Origin of the sequence: Sphingomonas sp. Leaf9 (assembly GCF_001421355.1) — a bacterium.
Classification (GTDB): Bacteria; Pseudomonadota; Alphaproteobacteria; order Sphingomonadales; family Sphingomonadaceae; genus Sphingomonas.
Genome location: NZ_LMKC01000002.1, coordinates 392197 through 409275 on the forward strand (window position 1 = coordinate 392197; position 17079 = coordinate 409275).

The window sequence follows — 17079 nt, forward strand, 5'->3', positions numbered from 1 at the left end:
GGCACCGGCCCGCTCCCCCACCCGGCCACCCATTCAGGATACGCTGTTGGGTGGCCGGGTGGGGGAGCGGGCCGGTACCGCAATCCCTAAAAAGACGCGATTGCTTGCGCGTGCGAGAGCCGGTTCCTATGAAGCGTGGCTATTCAGGAGGCGCGGCATCGCCGCACCCGTGCATAAGGTACAGATTTCCGTGACCCTCCGCAAAACCGCCGCCGTCGCCACCCTCGCCCTGGTCGCCCTGTCGGGGTGCAAGCGCACTGGCGAGCTGGACGTGACGCAGGGCGTCGGCATTTCGGCGGTGCGTTCCGCGTGCCCGGTGGCGGGCGTGCCGGCGGGCACCGGCGACATCACGCTGTTCGACCCGGCCGGCAGCACCGATGCAAAGGCGATCGACGTCGTGGCCACGTTGACCAACGTCCGCGCAAACTGTGTCGAGGGGACCGACACGATCAACAGCACGATCAGCTTCGACGTGCAGGCGCGCCGCATCCGCACCGACGCCGCGCGCACTGTGACGCTGCCCTATTTCGTATCGGTCGTGCGCGGCGGTACGCAGGTCGTGTCGAAGCGGGTGGGGCAGGTGACGCTGAACTTCGCCGCCGGTGAGGCCCGCGCCTCGGCACAGGGGCAGGGGAGCGCGATCGTCGACCGCGCCGCCGCCACGCTGCCACAGGAAACCCGCGACCAGATCAACCGCCGTCGCAAGCCTGGAGACCAGGACGCAGCGATCGATCCGCTGTCGGACCCAGCCGTGCGCCAGGCGGTGCTGTCCGCGACGTTCGAGGCGCTGGTCGGCTTCCAGCTGACCGATGCGCAGCTGAAGTATAACGTCACGCGGTAAGCTGTTCGAGGCAGAGCGGCCGGAGCAACCCCCTCGTCGTTCCCGCGAAGGCGGGAACCCATAAACGCTGACGTTTTGGCAGGAGTCGCTGCCGTGGTGGCTATGGATTCCCGCCTTCGCGGGAATGACGAAGTGTGCACTGGCTTGGGGCAGGTTCTTTCTGCATCCCGGCCTGCGCCGGGATGACGGGAGTTGTTGGAGCGGCGGCCGCAAACCCGCTTTCCCGATTGACTAATCCCCACGCCCAAGCCAGAGCTTCGGCCATCACAGGCTTGCAGCCGACGCCATGCGCGGGAGAGTGCGGAAGTATCCGCCGCCGAAGGAGCAACCGCCCCGGAATCTCTCAGGCAACAGGGACCGCGCAGGGCAGGAAGATACTCTGGAAAGCGTCGCGGCCGAAACGGTCGGACCACCGAAGGGGTAAGCAAGGGCGCAACCGCCCTTAGCGAAAGCTCTCAGGTACCGTGACAGAGGGGGCGATGGTCGTCAGGCATGCTGTGCCCGCGCGTCCGTCGTTTACCCCATCACGAAGGACGTGGCCCATGAGCGACATTGCCCCCGAACCCGCCCACGAACTGCGCGCCGACGGCACCGATCCGGTCGAGGAGCTGCCGCCGCAAATCCTGCCGCTCGACGGCTGGCACCGTGCAAAGGGTGGCCGCATGGTTCCGTTCGCGGGCTACCTGATGCCGGTCCAGTATGAAGGCATCATGGCCGAGCATCTGTGGACGCGCGAGAGCGCCGGGCTGTTCGACGTCAGCCATATGGGCCAGCTGCTGATCCACGGGGCGGACGCGACCGCCGCGCTGGAGACGCTGCTGCCGGGCGATCTGCGCATCCTGAAGCCGACCAAGATTCGCTACTCGCTGCTGCTGGACGAACAGGGCGGCATCCTCGACGACCTGATGGTCACGCGGCTGGATGCGGCAGAGCCGGGCGTGCCGTTCCCGATGGACGGGGAAATCGCCGAAGACGCCTTCTACATGGTCGTCAACGGCGCGACGAAATATGACGATATCGGCCATCTGCGCGAGCATCTGGCCGACGAGATCACGCTCAACCATCTCGACGACCGCGCGCTGCTGGCGGTGCAGGGGCCGAAGGCGGTCGATGCGCTCGATCGCATCCTGCCGGGCGTCGCCGCGCTGACCTTCATGACCGCCGGCGCGTTCGATTGGCAGGGCCATGCGCTGTGGGTCAGCCGGTCGGGCTATACCGGCGAGGACGGGTATGAAATCTCACTGCCCGAGGATGCCGCCACCGCCTTTGCCGATGCGATCTGCGCCGAACCCGAAGTGAAGCCGATCGGTCTGGGCGCGCGCGACTCGCTGCGCCTCGAAGCCGGGCTGCCGCTCTACGGCCATGACCTCAGCCCCGACACGACGCCGGTCGCCGCCGATCTCGGCTTCGCGCTGTCGAAGCGTCGCCGCGAAGAGGGCGGCTTCCCCGGTGCGGAACGCATCCTCGCCGAACGCACCGCCGGCCCTGCGCTCAAGCGGATCGGCCTGATCGTCGACGGGCGTCAGCCGGTGCGCGAAGGGGCCGAAGTGGTCGATGTCGACGGCAACGTCGTCGGGCACGTCACCTCGGGCGGGTTCGCGCCCAGCGTTCAGGCACCGATCGCCATGGCCTATTGCCCGCCGGCGCTGGCGGAAGGCGGGTCGCTGACCCTGCGCCAGCGCGGCAAGCTGCACACGGCACGGGTCGTCCCCATGCCGTTCGTCCCCCATCGTTACGTCCGCTGAAGGAAAGACCCATGAGCCGTTTTTTCACCCAGGAACATGAATGGATCGAAGTCGACGGTGAAGTCGCGACGGTCGGCATCACTGAATATGCCGCCGGGCAGCTGGGCGACATCGTGTTCGTCGACGTGCCTGCCGACGGCCGTGAACTGACCAAGGGCGACGATGCCGCCGTGGTCGAATCGGTGAAGGCCGCCTCGGACGTCTACACCCCGGCATCGGGCACGGTGATCGAGGGCAATGCCGCGCTGACCGACAACCCGGCGCTGGTCAACGAGGACCCGGAGGGCGATGGCTGGTTCTTCAAGCTGACGCTGCGCGACGACAGCGAGCTGGGCGAGCTGATGGATGAAGAGAAGTACGCCGCGTACATCGCGCGGCTGTAAGCGACCTGCGATCACCCGCCCCCGTTCGTGCTGAGTAGGGGCTGAGCGAAGTCGAAGACCCGTATCGAAGCACCGGGCCACAAACGGTCCTTCGATACGCCCTTTCGACAAGCTCAATGGCTACTCAGGACGAACGGGGTGGTCGGCACATCCGGCCCGCCGCCCCGAAGCGGACCAACAAGGACCATCATGCGCTATCTTCCCCTGACCCCGACCGACCGCGCGGACATGCTGTCCGTGATCGGTGCCGACAGCATCGACGACCTGTTCGTCGACGTTCCCGAATCCGCCCGGCTCGACGGGCCGGTGCCCGGACTGCCGAACCATGCCAGCGAACTGGCGGTCGAGCGGCATCTGTCGGTACTGGCGGCGAAGAATGTCGCGGCGGGGGCGGTGCCGTTCTTCCTCGGCTGCGGCGCGTATCGCCACCATGTGCCGGCCAGCGTCGATCACCTGATCCAGCGCGGCGAGTATCTGACGGCCTATACGCCGTATCAGCCCGAAATCGCGCAGGGCACGCTGCAGATGCTGTTCGAATTCCAGAGCCAGGTCGCCCGGCTGCTGGGCTGCGACGTGGCGAACGCATCGATGTACGACGGCTCGACCGCGTGCTGGGAAGCCGTGACCATGGCGCGCCGCGTGACGCGCAAGGCGAAGGCGGTGTTCTCGGGCGGCGTGCATCCGCACTACGTCTCGGTCGCGAAGACCATGGCGAAGTACACCGGCGACGTGCTGACGACTGCGCTGCCGGTGCTCGACGCCGCGACCGACGACGACGCGGTGATCGCGGGCATCGACGCCGACACGTCGTGCGTCGTCGTGCAATATCCCGACATCCTCGGCCGCATCCCCGACCTGCGCCGCATCGCCGATGCAGCGCACGCGGCCAAGGCGCTGCTGATCGCGGTCGTGACCGAGCCGGTGGCGCTGGGCGCGATCGAGGCACCGGGCAATCTGGGCGCGGACATCGTGGTGGGTGAGGGCCAGTCGCTCGGCGTCGGGCTGCAGTTCGGCGGCCCCTATGTCGGGCTGTTCGCCTGCTCGGAAAAGCTGGTGCGGCAGATGCCCGGCCGGCTGTGCGGCGAGACGGTCGATGCCGAGGGCAAGCGCGGCTTCGTGCTGACGCTCTCGACCCGCGAACAGCATATCCGCCGGGAAAAGGCGACGTCGAACATCTGCACCAATTCGGGGCTGTGTGCGCTCGCCTTCTCGATCCACCTGACGCTGCTGGGCGAAAAGGGGCTGCGCAAGCTTGCGCAAGTCAACCATGCCAAGGCGTGCGCCGCCGCCGACCGGCTGGCGCAGGTGCCGGGCGTCGAGCTGGTCAACGACAGCTTCTTCAACGAATTCACGCTGAAGCTGCCGACCGAAGCACGGCCGGTGGTGCGCGAACTCGCCGAACGCGGCGTGCTGGCGGGTGTGTCGCTCGGCCGGCTGTATCCGGGTGAAGATGCGCTCGGCAACGGACTGGTCGTGGCGGTCACCGAAACCGTGACCGAGGAAGATATCGAGGCGCTGGCAGCGGCGCTGACGGAGGTACTGGCATGAGCGTGAACCAGAGCGGCTGGCGTCCGGAAATGGGCGATGCCTCGCAAGCGGCGCGGACGACCTTCACCGGCAATCGCGCGCTGATGCTCGAAGAGGCGCTGATCTTCGAGATCGGGTCGGACGAGACCACCGGTGTCGACATCGACGACGCGCCCAAGGTCGCCTCGCGTCTGGGCAACCATGCCCGCAAGGGCGCGATCGGCCTGCCCGGCCTGTCGGAACCGGAAGCGGTGCGCCATTACACCCGCCTGTCGCGGCAGAACTATGCCATCGACCTGGGGCTGTTCCCGCTGGGCAGCTGCACGATGAAGCATAATCCGCGCCTGAATGAGCGGATGGCGCGCCTGCCGGGCTTCGCCGATCTCCATCCGCTGGGCCCGATCGATACCGTGCAGGGCGCGCTGGAGGTGATCCATCAGCTCGCGCACTGGCTGGTCACGCTGACCAACATGGACTCGGTTGCGATGAGCCCGAAGGCCGGCGCGCATGGCGAGCTGTGCGGCATCCTGGCGATCAAGGCGGCGCTGGAAAAGCGCGGCGAGGGCCATCGCAAGGTCATCCTGGTCCCTGAATCGGCGCACGGCACCAACCCGGCGACGGCGGCATTCGCCGGCTTCACCGTGAAGGCAATCCCCGCCACCGCCGAAGGGCGCATCGATACGCAGGCGCTGAAGGACCGGCTTGGTCCCGATGTCGCGGGCGTGATGATTACCAACCCGAACACCTGCGGGCTGTTCGAACGCGACCTCAAGGAAATCTCCGACGCGGTGCATGCGGCCGGTGGATACGTCTATTGCGACGGCGCGAACTTCAACGCGATCGTCGGGCGGGTGCGCCCCGGCGACCTCGGCGTCGATGCGATGCACATCAACCTGCACAAGACCTTTTCGACCCCGCATGGCGGCGGCGGTCCGGGGTCGGGTCCGGTGGTGTTCTCGAAGGCGCTGACCCCCTTCGCCCCGCTGCCCTTCGTCGAGCAGCAGGACGGCCGCTTCGTACTGGTCGAAGAGGAAACCGCGGGCGAGCACCATGCCGACAGCTTCGGCCGGATGGTCGCCTTCCACGGCCAGATGGGCATGTTCACCCGCGCGCTGAGCTATATCCTCAGCCACGGCGCCGACGGCCTGAAACAAGTTGCCGAAGACGCGGTACTGAACGCCAACTACGTCCTGCGCAGCCTCGACGACACGCTTGACGCGCCGTTCGGCGGCAGCGGGCCGTGCATGCACGAGGCGCTGTTCAGCGATGCGAACCTGGCGGAGGGTTTCTCGACGCTGGACGTGGCCAAGGGGCTGATCGACGAGGGCTATCACCCGATGACGGTGTACTTCCCGCTGGTCGTCCACGGCGCGATGCTGGTCGAACCGACCGAGACCGAGAGCAAGGCCGCGCTCGACCAGTTCATCGGCGCGCTGAAGTCGGTCGGCGAACGTGCCAAGGCGGGGGATCAGGCGCTGAAGTCCGCGCCGCACTTCGCCCCGCGCCGTCGCCTCGACGAAACGCTGGCGGCGCGCAAGCCCGTGCTGGCGTGGAAGGACAGCGTCGCGCCGGTGGCGGAAGCGGCCGAATAACGACCGTTGCCCCCGCCCGGTGTGCCGGGCGGGGCGTTACGTGGTCGCCCGGCGCAGGCGCGGTGCGGCGTGCCGCCGGTTGCGCCACGCATCGCCCGCCTTTCCGACCGCCACTGCCAGCACCATCATCGCCGTAAGCGCGACCAGTTGCGCGAGATCGGCATTGACTCCCGCCGCCTGCAGCCGGGTGATGATCGCATAGCCGATCACGGCGTGGACGAGGTAGAGCGGGTAGGAGATCGCGCCGAGCCACAGCAGCACGGGATGGCGCAGCCCCCCGACCCGGCCCATCGCGATGCCGAAGAACAGCGCCATCATCCCGACCACCAGCAACGTGGCATGGAAGCTGGCGGTGAACGCCTCGACGCCCAGGATCGCCGCCGCCAGCAGCCGCTGATCCTCCCAGCGCGCCGTGCCGCGCCACACGGGATAGGCGATCAGCCCGACCGAAAACCAGACCGCATGATCGGTCAGCAGGATGAATTGCAGCCACGCCGGGGTCGGCAGCAGCCAGCAGATCAGCCGAACCGCCAGCCACCCCAGCACCAGCCGGTCGATCGACCGCAGCGCGCCGGTCGCCCACGCCAGCGCGATCAGGGCGTAGAAGAGGACCTCCACGTTCAGCGTCCAATAGACGCCATCGACCATCGGCACACCGGTCAGCTTCTGCATCAACGGCAGGTTCGCCAGCCATTCCACCGGGCTGACGGCCAGCCGCGCTGGCCCGAACAGCCATGCGACGATGCCGGTCAGCGCCATCGCCAGCCAATATTCCGGCAGCAACCGTCGCGCGCGGGCGCGTGCGAATGCCCACAGCGTCGGCGTCCGCTCGATCGTCGCCAGCATGGCAAAGGCGGAGATGGCGAAGAACAGCTTCACCCCGTCATCGCCCCAACTCACCTGCAGGCGGGGCAGCGTGGCGCCCGGCACCATGAACTGGATGAAGTAGCTGTAGTGGTAGAACACGACCGCCAGCGCCGCTAGCCCGCGCAGGGCGTCCAGTTCGCGCAGCCGGTCGGCGGGGGGCGGGCAGGGATCGGTTCGAACCATCCGCCGACGATGCACCGGCACGGGTCAAAGCGGCGTTAACGGTCAGGCGGAACCTTGTCGGATGCGGCCGGTTGCCTTTGGTACATGGCCGAAACATCTCCTCCCGCCGACGCGGCGACCGAAGAAGAGCGCAAGGTCGCGCTCGATCCCGAACAGGAGGAGGTGGTCGACGACCGCCGTGCTGCCTCCGCGCTGGTCGTTCACGAAGTCGTCCGGCGGCAGGGGATCGAGGAACTCGACCGGCCCGCCGCATCGCTGATGTGGTCGGGCATCACCGCCGGGATCGTCATCGGGCTGTCGCTGCTGGGCAAGGCGTTGATGGAAACCGCGGTTCCGCCGGGGGCATGGACGCCGCTGCTGCAATCGCTCGGCTATTCGATCGGCTTCGTCGTCGTGATCCTCGGGCGGATGCAGCTGTTCACCGAAAGCACGCTGTCGGCGGTCCTGCCGCTCGCGACCGATCCGTCGGGGCGCAACCTCGCGCGGACGCTGCGCCTATGGGGTATCGTGCTGTTCGCCAACCTGATCGGTACGCTGGCCTTTGCCGGGTTCGCGATGTTCGGCGGGTTGGGTGCGGAACAGGCGGCCGCGTTGGTCGAGGTGAGCGGCGTGGTGACGAAGCATGTCGAGATGCACGGGTTCCTTGCCGGTATCCCGTCGGGCATCCTGCTGGCGAGCGTGGTGTGGACGCTGCCCAGCGTCGAGGGGCAGAAGGTCACGCTGATCGTGCTGCTGGCCGGCCTGATCGATCTGGGCGGCTTTGCCCATGTCGTCGCCGGATCGGCGGAGATGTGGGTGCTGCTGCTCCATGGCGATCTGGGGGCGGGCGGGGCGCTGGCGTTCTTCTTTCCGGTGCTGTTCGGCAATATCGTCGGCGGCAGCGTGCTGTTCGCGCTGCTTGCCCATGCCCAGGTCCGCACCGAGATCGAGGAACGCTAATCCTCCTCGACCATCGACCGCACCTTCTGCCGGCCCAATCGATGTTCGCGCCACACGATGAACAGCCCGCTGGCGATAATGATCGGCGCGCCGGCCCAGGTCATCGGCGTCGGCAGCACGCCGAACAACAGCCAGCCATAAATGGTCGCCCATAGCAGCCCCGAATAGTCCATCGGCACCACCACCGCGACCGGCGCGGCGCGCGACGCGGCGGTCAGGGCGATCTGTCCCATGCCGCCGACCATGCCGATCGCGATCAGGTTCAGCCACGTCAGCCAGTCATGCGAGCGGATGTCGAAGGCATAGGCGGTGGCGATGAACGGCAGGGTGAGCGTGGAGAACCAGAACACCGTCGTCCCCGCCGGCTCCTCGCGCAACTGGCGCAGCGCAATCGCGACCAGCGCGACGAACAGCGCCGCCATCAATCCCACGAACGCACCGAACAGCGGCACATGGCTGCTGCCCGGCTGTGCGACGACCAGCACCCCGACAAAGCCCAGCAGCACCGCGCTCCACCGCTGCCAGCCCGTAGGCTCGCGCAGCACCAGCGCGCCCAGCAGCGTGGCAAAGATCGGCACGGTGAACTGGAACGTCGTCGCTTCGGCAAGCGGCAGCAGCAGCACCGCGCCAAAGGTGAAGACCATGCCGACCAGCCCGATCATCGAACGCGTCAGGTGCTTCTTGAACCGCGTGGTCCGCAGCGATCGCAGCCCCGGCCCCGCCGCGACGAAGCCCAACACGATCGGCAGCGCGCAGAGCTGGCGATAGAACATGGTCTCGGGCAGCGACGCGCCGCGCGTCTCCGCCAGTTTCACCAGGGCGGACATGGTGGACAGGAAGAAGATTGCGAGCAGGCGGAGCGCCAACCCCCTGAGGATACGGTCGCCGGGCATGGCCATGCTGTAGAACGCGGTACCGCGACGCACAACCGATCGATCGATATTGGAAAGAACCGGCGCAGCAGCATCGTCCGGAGCCTTTTGCGCGAAACGTGGTTCGGTTCTCCGGTGAGGGCAGGGTATCGATGGAGACGGTCGAATGAACAAGCGTTCCGGTTACGTCGCGGCAGGCATTTTCGGCATGGTCGCCCTGGGCGGGGCGGTAACGGCCGGTTACGCCCAGCGCGAGATCGACGCCCGATCGCCCGAGCGGGTGACGATCGGCAAATCGCTGTCCGAGCGGCAGATGCTGGAGCGGCGGCGTGGGCGCATGGCCGAAGTCGCGATCGCCGGGACGACGGCGCAGTAGGCAGGTGTTCCCGGTCAACGTGTAACGCCTTTTCCACGGCGGTGCAGGTCAGCCTGGGGGCTGTGCCGCGATCAAGGTCGATGTCAGCAGTGTGGCCAGTTCCGCCTGTCGGTGGCAACCGGTCTTCGCAAAGATCTGGCGCAGATAGACCCGCGCGGTCGAATAGGCGACCCCGCGCCGCGCGGCGGCATTGCGCAGCGAATGTCCCGCCGCCAGTTCGGCCGCGAGCATCGATTCCCCCGGGGTCAGGTCGAACATCAGCCGCAGCAGGCTGGCTTTCGGGGTGACGGCATTGCGCGGATCGGCGACGATCAACAGGATACCATCGGATTCGAACCGCTCCCGTGCGGCGGTACGCAGCGGGATGACATGCAGTGCCAGCGGTTCGGCGGCGTCGACGCCCGATGTCAGCAGCGTCGCCGCGGGCTGTCCGCCGCGAAGTGCCTCGTCGACCGCCGCTTCCACCCGTGCCGCGACCGCCGGCGACCGAAAACGCAGTCGGCCGCCGCATTCGAAGCACCGGTCCTCCATCCGCGTCCCGAACGGGGCGTTCATCGCGCGTAGCCGGTTGTTGGCGCCGATGATCGCCGCGGCGGTGCCGACCAGGCCCAGCGCGTCGACCGCCGCCTCCGACTGGAAACACATCATCCGCGTGGCCAGGCTGGTCGCGCGGGCGATATGCGGTCGCAACCGGTCGAGCCGGGGCAGTTGTTGCCGGGCGGCCGCATCGTCGGCAAATCCTTCAAGGGTAAGGCCGATCATGTCATCGCCGGTTCCCTGGATCACGGTGCCGGCACCCACCGCGAACCCCAGCGGGATCAACAGGTCGCGGTAGACCGGCATCGCCCGCTGTTCCTCGGGCGTGCGAAAGTCGCTGTCGGTGCGGAATTGCGGCGCATGTTCCAGAAACATCGGTGTGCCGCGTTCATTCAAGGCCATGTACCCTTCGGCGACATAGCGTTCGAAAAGATGCTCGACCCCCGGCGACACGGAGATGCCGTCGTTCGCGCTACGCGATTCGAACAGCAACGCGCCCCTGGCCCCATGGCAGGTCGCGATTTCGTGCAGCAACACGGGCATCCGCCCAGGCAGGGCTGCCGCTGCGTAAATCCTGTCTAGCAGGCCGGTATCGATCATTACAGGATTATAGGCAGCGAATATTAACAGGCCATACCTCATTTGGGTATGCCGCAAGTCATAAGTTCGAACTATCCCCGGATAGAACGGCATCTTGCGATGAAAAGACAATCGAGATGGGGCAGCAGTTTCCGATCGAGACCACCCGGTCTTGCAAAGCGTATGAATACGACCATACGCTTTCGCTAGATACAGGCGAACGACTTGCCGGGAATCGCAAGTCGGGCCGAAATACGGTAGACGATCCCCGGTGAACCGGGCCCTGGCGGCCGCGGAGCGTGCTGTTGGGCTATGGCGTCATCATCGTCGTGCCGTGGTCGATCCTGTGGTTCGTGCTGTCGTCCTGACCCGGCGGACGACCGGTTGCATCCCCGCTTGGCGAACCGCCCCGTTTCCCGCTAACGCGTGCCCATGAAGCACGCTCTCAACGTCACGCGCGAACAGGATTTCGCCGCCTGGTATCAAGCCGTCATCACCGAGGCCGATCTGGCCGAGGAATCCGGGGTGCGCGGGTGCATGGTCATCCGCCCCTGGGGTTATGGCATCTGGGAACGCATCCAGCGCCTGCTCGACGACCGGATCAAGGCGACGGGGCACGAGAACTGCTATTTCCCGCTGTTCATCCCGCTCTCCTATTTCGAAAAGGAAGCGGAGCATGTCGACGGCTTTGCCAAGGAAATGGCGGTCGTCACCCATCACCGGCTGGTGTCGGATGGCAAGGGCGGGCTGACCCCCGACCCCGAAGCCAAGCTGGAGGAGCCGCTGGTCGTGCGGCCGACCAGCGAGACGGTGATCGGTACCGCCTTTTCGCGCTGGGTCCAGTCGTGGCGCGACCTGCCGGTGCTCATCAACCAGTGGGCGAACGTCGTCCGCTGGGAAATGCGTACCCGCATGTTCCTGCGCACCGCCGAGTTCCTGTGGCAGGAAGGGCATACCGCTCATGCCACCGCGCAGGAGGCACGCGAAGAAACGCTCAAGATGCTCGAAGTGTATCGCGAGTTCGCCGAAACCTGTCTCGGCCTGCACGTGATCGCCGGCGAGAAGCCAGAGAATGAACGCTTCCCCGGCGCGGTCGCGACCTACAGCATCGAAGCGATGATGCAGGACGGCAAGGCGTTGCAGGCCGGCACCTCGCACTTCCTCGGTACCAACTTTGCCCATGCGCAAAACATCCGGTTCCAGAATGCCGAAGGGCAGTTCGAACACGCAAACACGACCAGCTGGGGCGTGTCGACGCGGATGATCGGCGGGGTCATCATGGTCCATGGCGACGATGACGGCCTGCGCGTCCCGCCCGCGATCGCGCCGTGGCAGGTGGTGATCGTGCCGATGCTGCGCGACGCGCCCGAGGACGAACCGCTGATCGCCTATTGCCGCGCGTTGCAGGCGACGCTGGCCAAGCAGTCGGCGCTGGGCGAACCGGTGCGCGCGCTGCTCGACCTGAAGCCTGCCAAGGCCGCGACGAAGCGCTGGGGCTGGGTCAAGAAGGGCGCGCCGGTCATCATCGAGGTCGGCGGGCGCGACATGGCCGGCGGCAACGTCTCGGTCGTGCGGCGCGACCGGCTGTACCGGGCCGACGGCAAGCTCGACAGCACGATCGTCGCGAAGGACGATTTCACGGGGCAGGTCGGCGAGATGCTGGCCGATATTCAGGCGACGTTGCTGGCGCAGTCGACCGAACGGTTGCGGTCGCAAATCGTACCAGTCGATGACTGGGCCGGGGTCGAGGCGCATTTCGCGTCAGGCGGGAAGAACCCCGGCTGGGTCGATGTTCGCTGGTCGAAACCCACCGGAGACGCGCTGGAGGCGGTGGTGCAGCGGTTGAAGGGGCTGAAGCTCACCATCCGCAACGCGCCGCTGGGGCAGACCGGCTGCGACGACGGCCCGTGCGTGTTCACCGGCGCACCAGCGGTCGAGCGGGTGCTGATCGGGCGGGCGTACTGACCCTCACCCCGAGCGCAACGTCATCCCGGACTTGATCCGGGGTCCCGCTTTTTACGCGGCCGTCGATAAGAAGCGGGACCCCGGGTCAAGCCCGGGGTGACGAGTGGGGGAAGGGCCTGGTTACCGACCGCGGTGCAGTTCGTATCCCCGCGGAGGCGGGGATCCAGAGCCACAAGCGGCAACGCCCGCGACCCTGGACCCCCGCCTACGCGGGGGTACGCTCAGGATACTCCCACCCTACTCACATCGCCCCCGGCGAAGGCCGGGGTCCAGTTAGGTAACGTGAGTGACCTACAACGAAGCGCCCAGCAACCGCACCCCAGCCTCCGCCGGGGTACGGCCACGATGGAGCGGCCCGACTACCCTCAATCCTTCAAACTGCCCGGAACCTGCCCACCGGCCTTGCCAAGTTCCTGCAATACCGCGCGGTGCAGCCAGATATTCATCTCGGCACTACCGTCCTTGGCGCCGGTATAGCCCAGTTCGGTCGCCAGCTCCTTGCGGTTGTCGAGGCTGGAATCGAGGTCGAGCAGCTTCATCAGGTCGACGATCGACGTGCGCCAGTTGAGCGGGGGATTGCCCTTTTGCTGGGCGATGCGCTCGATTGCGGTCATCGGGTCGACCGGCTGCGGCGCGGCCGGTGCAGCGGGCGCAACTGGTGCAGGAGCGGCCGGGGCGGGTGCCGGGGCCTGCTGCGCCGGTGCGGGCGTGGGCGTCGGCTGCGGGGCCGGGGCGTCCTTCTTGTGCCCGAAATAATTGTCGCCGAACGGCCCGCCGTCCTTGCCGAAAATCTGCGTCTTGATGCGTTCGAAAATGCCCATGGTCGTCTCCCTTCGGAAGTGTCTGACGCTCTGAACGGGCGGAAACCGGATCGGCTCCCCGACGATACGCCATTGGTCTGACGGGCAGGGCGCTATATGTCATGGCCGATGGTACGCACCAAAACGCCGCCCGGCCTGCCCACGCGTGAGCAGATTCTCGATTTCATCCAGTCGTCGGACACCCCGGCGGGCAAGCGCGAGATCGCCCGCGCCTTCGGCCTGTCGGCGCAGCAGAAGATTTCGTTGAAGGCGCTGCTGAAGGACATGGCCGATGAGGGGCTGATCGACAGCGCGCCCGGCCGCGCCTTTCACAAGATGGGTGGGTTGCCCAAGGTGACGGTGCTGCGCGTCGCCGATGTCGATGACGGCGGCAATGTGTGGGCAGTGCCCGAACGCTGGGAAGCGGCGACGCCGCCGCCCAAGGTCCGGGTGCGCGAGCGCAGCCGGCGCAGTGCGCTGGGCATCGGCGACCGCATCCTTGCCCGGACCGAAGAGGCGGGTGCCGGCTGGGCCGCCTACCCGATGAAGAAGCTCGACCGTGCGGCCGAAGCGGTGTTGGGCGTGCTGCGCGCCGAGGGTGACAAGCTCTGGCTGCAAGGCGTCGACAAGAAGGAGCGGCGCGAGGTGCCGGTGTCGGATGCCGGCGGAGCGGCACCCGGCGACCTGGTGCTGGCCGAGATGGCCGGCCGGCCGCCCCGCATTACCGCGCGGGTGGTCGAACGGCTGGGCGATCCGTTCGAGGCGCGCAGCTTCTCGCTGATCGCGATCTACAAGCACGGCATTCCCGACGTGTTTTCGGAGGACGTGCTGGCCGAGGCGCTCAAGGTCGCGGGCTATCCGGTCAAGGACCGCGAGGACCTGCGCCACCTGCCGATCGTCGCGATCGACCCGATCGACGCGCGCGACCATGACGATGCCGTCTGGGCAAAGGCCGACGACAGCGCCGATAACGACGGCGGCTGGCAGGCGATCGTCGCCATCGCCGACGTATCCTTCTATGTCCGCCCCGGCTCCGAGCTCGACAAATCGGCGCGGTCGCGCGGCAACAGCGTGTATTTCCCCGATCGGGTGGTGCCGATGCTGCCCGAAATCCTATCGGCGGACGTGTGTTCGCTGAAGGCCGGGCAGGACCGCGCGGCGCTGGTCTGTCACCTGACCATCGCGAAGGACGGCACGCTCAAGGCGTGGCGCTTTACCCGCGCGGTAATCCGTGTCGTGGCGAACATCGCCTATGAACACGCGCAGGCCGCGATCGATGGCGTGGAGGGCGCGCCGGTTCCGGCCGAACTGGTCGACCATGCGCTGAAGCCCCTGTGGCAATGCTGGGCGGCGCTGGCGAAGGCGCGGGCCAAGCGCGAGCCGCTCGACCTCGACCTGCCCGAACGGCGGATCGTGCTGGATGACAAGGGGCGCATCCTGTCGGTCGCGCCGCGCGAGCGGCTGGATTCGATGCGGCTGATCGAGGATTACATGATCGCCGCCAACGTCGCGGCGGCGAAGGCGCTGGAGGCGAAGAAGGCCCCGGTCATGTACCGTGTCCACGAACCGCCGACGCGCGAAAAGCTGGTGGCGCTGAAGGATTATCTCGAAACCTTCGACGTGCCGTTCGCGCTGGGGCAGGTCGTCCGCCCGGCGACGTTCAACCATATTCTCGCACGGATCGGTGAGGCCGATTTCCGGCCGCAGGTGATGGAGCAGATCCTGCGCACCCAGACGCAGGCCTTTTACGGCCCGCAGAACCATGGCCATTTCGGGCTGGGGCTGGGCAGCTATGCCCACTTCACCTCGCCGATCCGCCGCTATGCCGACCTGATCGTCCACCGTTCGCTGGTCGGCAGCTATGGCCTGGGCGAAGGCGCGCTCCCGGCCGAGGATGCGGCGAACATGGAGCGCGTGGGAGAGGCGATCAGCGGCCTCGAACGTCGCGCGATGGAGGCGGAGCGGGAAACCGTCGACCGCTATGTCGCCGCCTATCTGGCCGAACATGTCGGCACGGTGATGGACGCGCGGATCACCGGCGTGGCGTCGTTCGGCTTCTTTGCGACGATTGATGGCGTGGGCGGTGACGGCCTTGTCCCGGCGCGCGACCTTGGCACGGAATATTTCCGCTTCGACGAAAGCTCGCAGTCGCTGATCGGTGACCAGAGCGGCGAGACGTTCGCCGCCGGGCAACGGCTGCAATTGCGGCTGGCGGAGGCGAACCCGGTGTCGGGCGCGCTGCGCTTCGAACTGCCTGATGGCAAGGGATCGGCGGGGAGCGACCGGCGCAAGGGACCGCCGCCGCGCGTGCTGAAGCGGCGTGGTCGCCCGGCGAATATCAGGCACAACGGGCGCAAGCGATGACCGTGGCGGTGCGGGACATGACCCCGCGCAGCCGGCGCGGGCGGTTCCGCCGGTGGTGGCGGATCAACGTCATCGGATCGGTCGACCATGACGCGGTGCTGCGGCAGGTGGCCGAGGAATCGGGCTGGTCGGCGCGCTATGGGTTGATGATCGTGCTGTCGATGGCGCTGTCGTTGCTCGGGCTGTTGATGCCGTCGGTCGCGGTGCTGATCGGGGCGATGCTGATATCGCCGCTGATGATGCCGATCATCGGTTTGGGCTTCGGCATCGCGGTGCTGGACGTGCCCGATATCCGCAAATCGCTGATCGCGCTGGCGATCGGCGCGGGGCTGGCGGTGGGACTGTCCGCCGCGCTGGTCGCGCTGTCGCCGATCCAGACGATCACGACCGAGATTGCCGGGCGCACCCGCCCGACGCTGTTCGACCTGCTGGTTGCGTTCCTCTCCGCCATCGCCGGGGCCTATGCGCTGATCCGGGGCAGGGGGGCGACCGTAGTCGGCGTCGCCATCGCCATCGCGCTGATGCCGCCGCTCTGCGTCGTCGGCTTCGGCATCGCTACCCATAATGCGACCGTGGCGGGCGGCGCGTTGCTGCTGTTCTTCACCAACCTGATCACCATCGCGCTGACCGCTGCCGCGATGGCGCGCATCTATGGGTTCGGCCGGCATTTGACGCCGCGCAACACGACGTTCCAGGTCGTGCTGTTCGTCGGCGCGATGCTGGCACTGGCGGTCCCGCTGGCCGCCGCGCTGCGCCAGATCGCGTTCGAATCGGTGGCACAGCGTCAGGTGCGCAGCGCCATCCTGTCGCGCTTTCCCGATGAAGCGCGCCTCAGCCAGCTGGAGATCACCTATGACCGGAGCGCCGTGCGGGTGCGGGCGGTGGTGCTGACGCCGAAGCTCGACCCGAAGGCGGACGGCGCACTCGCCGCAGGGCTGGGTGAGCGACTGGGGCGGCGGCTGGACCTGCATGTCGACCAGATTCGCAGCTCGATGGACCAGCAGGCGACCGAGGCGCAGCAGATCGCGAAGGTCAACGAACGCCCCGGCGCGACCTTTGGCCCGGTGCGCGAGCGGATCATGGCACAGGTCGCGCTGGTGACCGGCGCGGCGGCCGATGCGATGCAGGTCGACGACGCCAGTCGCAGCGTCCGCGCAGTCGCCGCCGAACTGCCCGGCCTGCCGCCCAGCGGCTATCGCGCGATCGAGGCGCGGGCCCGTGCCGCCGCGCCGGGCTGGCAGGTGGAGGTCGTGCCGCCGGTCGCGGGCGATGTCCCGCCGCAGATCGCCTATGCTGGTGGCGTGGCCGACGGCCGGGCGCTGGACGATGCGGCCTGGCTGTCGGCGCGGCTGGCGCGGGGGATCGTGGTGCGCGGCGGGGCGACCGTGCAGCGTACCGCGCTGGTCGAGGGGATCGGCGCGCGCGGCGGCCGGGCGGTGGCCGGGCCGGCGCCGGGAAATCTCTCGCTGGCATGGGAGCCGTCGCCGGCCCCCGCCGCCCGCTGAGATC

The 17079-nt window shown here is 67.5% G+C and carries 14 protein-coding genes and 1 riboswitch; of the genes, 10 read left to right on the top strand and 4 right to left on the bottom strand.

What is annotated here, in order from left to right; translation table 11 throughout:
• Positions 1-190: 190 nt before the first annotated feature.
• The 5 genes from ASE58_RS05890 to gcvPB all read left to right on the top strand — a co-directional run bounded on the left by ASE58_RS05890 (position 191) and on the right by gcvPB (position 6088).
• Positions 191-841, top strand: coding sequence for a hypothetical protein (locus ASE58_RS05890; RefSeq protein ID WP_200909300.1), 651 nt, complete (start codon positions 191-193; stop codon positions 839-841).
• 281 nt (positions 842-1122) lie between these two features.
• A riboswitch (glycine riboswitch) is annotated at positions 1123-1211 on the top strand.
• Between the two features lie 172 nt (positions 1212-1383).
• On the top strand, positions 1384-2586 hold the full coding sequence (gene gcvT / locus ASE58_RS05895) for a glycine cleavage system aminomethyltransferase GcvT (RefSeq protein ID WP_082457010.1): 1203 nt from the start codon (positions 1384-1386) through the stop codon (positions 2584-2586).
• Positions 2587-2597: 11 nt separating this feature from the next.
• Positions 2598-2969: a glycine cleavage system protein GcvH gene (gene gcvH / locus ASE58_RS05900; protein ID WP_055759012.1), complete on the top strand. Its 372-nt coding sequence runs from the start codon at positions 2598-2600 to the stop codon at positions 2967-2969.
• A 189-nt stretch (positions 2970-3158) separates the two neighbouring features.
• Positions 3159-4517, top strand: coding sequence for an aminomethyl-transferring glycine dehydrogenase subunit GcvPA (gene gcvPA, locus ASE58_RS05905; protein ID WP_055818712.1), 1359 nt, complete (start codon positions 3159-3161; stop codon positions 4515-4517).
• Positions 4514-6088, top strand: a complete 1575-nt coding sequence (gcvPB, locus tag ASE58_RS05910; protein WP_055759018.1) for an aminomethyl-transferring glycine dehydrogenase subunit GcvPB — start codon at positions 4514-4516, stop codon at positions 6086-6088. Before gcvPA ends, gcvPB begins: the two co-directional genes overlap by 4 nt.
• A gap of 36 nt (positions 6089-6124) precedes the next feature.
• Here the strand turns inward: gcvPB and ASE58_RS05915 are convergent, their stop codons facing one another.
• The gene (locus tag ASE58_RS05915; protein WP_055818715.1) at positions 6125-7138 is read right to left on the bottom strand and encodes an acyltransferase family protein; all 1014 of its coding nucleotides are present in this window, start codon (positions 7136-7138) and stop codon (positions 6125-6127) included.
• A gap of 84 nt (positions 7139-7222) precedes the next feature.
• On the opposite strand from ASE58_RS05915, the gene ASE58_RS05920 reads away from it, so the two are divergent.
• Positions 7223-8077, top strand: coding sequence for a formate/nitrite transporter family protein (locus tag ASE58_RS05920; RefSeq protein ID WP_082467693.1), 855 nt, complete (start codon positions 7223-7225; stop codon positions 8075-8077).
• Here ASE58_RS05920 and ASE58_RS05925 read toward each other — a convergent pair.
• A complete protein-coding gene (locus ASE58_RS05925; RefSeq protein WP_082457033.1) occupies positions 8074-8970 on the bottom strand; it encodes a DMT family transporter in 897 nt (298 codons plus the stop codon). The two genes, ASE58_RS05920 and ASE58_RS05925, sit on opposite strands and share 4 nt — an antisense overlap.
• A gap of 145 nt (positions 8971-9115) precedes the next feature.
• Between ASE58_RS05925 and ASE58_RS05930 the strand changes: the two genes are divergently transcribed.
• Complete coding sequence (locus ASE58_RS05930; protein ID WP_055818721.1) at positions 9116-9325, top strand: hypothetical protein; 210 nt, start codon at positions 9116-9118, stop codon at positions 9323-9325.
• Positions 9326-9373: 48 nt separating this feature from the next.
• On the opposite strand, the gene ASE58_RS05935 is transcribed toward ASE58_RS05930, so the two are convergent.
• On the bottom strand, positions 9374-10462 hold the full coding sequence (locus tag ASE58_RS05935) for a helix-turn-helix transcriptional regulator (RefSeq protein ID WP_156347624.1): 1089 nt from the start codon (positions 10460-10462) through the stop codon (positions 9374-9376).
• Between the two features lie 411 nt (positions 10463-10873).
• Between ASE58_RS05935 and ASE58_RS05940 the strand changes: the two genes are divergently transcribed.
• A complete protein-coding gene (locus ASE58_RS05940; RefSeq protein ID WP_055818727.1) occupies positions 10874-12406 on the top strand; it encodes an aminoacyl--tRNA ligase-related protein in 1533 nt (510 codons plus the stop codon).
• Positions 12407-12771: 365 nt separating this feature from the next.
• On the opposite strand, the gene ASE58_RS05945 is transcribed toward ASE58_RS05940, so the two are convergent.
• The gene (locus ASE58_RS05945) at positions 12772-13227 is read right to left on the bottom strand and encodes a DUF3597 domain-containing protein (protein ID WP_055818730.1); all 456 of its coding nucleotides are present in this window, start codon (positions 13225-13227) and stop codon (positions 12772-12774) included.
• A 108-nt stretch (positions 13228-13335) separates the two neighbouring features.
• Here ASE58_RS05945 and ASE58_RS05950 point away from each other — a divergent pair, with 108 nt between their 5' ends.
• Together ASE58_RS05950 and ASE58_RS05955 are read left to right on the top strand one after the other, a co-directional pair.
• Positions 13336-15570, top strand: a complete 2235-nt coding sequence (locus tag ASE58_RS05950) for a ribonuclease R family protein (protein WP_055819551.1) — start codon at positions 13336-13338, stop codon at positions 15568-15570.
• A complete protein-coding gene (locus tag ASE58_RS05955) occupies positions 15567-17075 on the top strand; it encodes a DUF389 domain-containing protein (protein ID WP_235513506.1) in 1509 nt (502 codons plus the stop codon). Before ASE58_RS05950 ends, ASE58_RS05955 begins: the two co-directional genes overlap by 4 nt.
• Positions 17076-17079 lie beyond the last annotated feature (4 nt).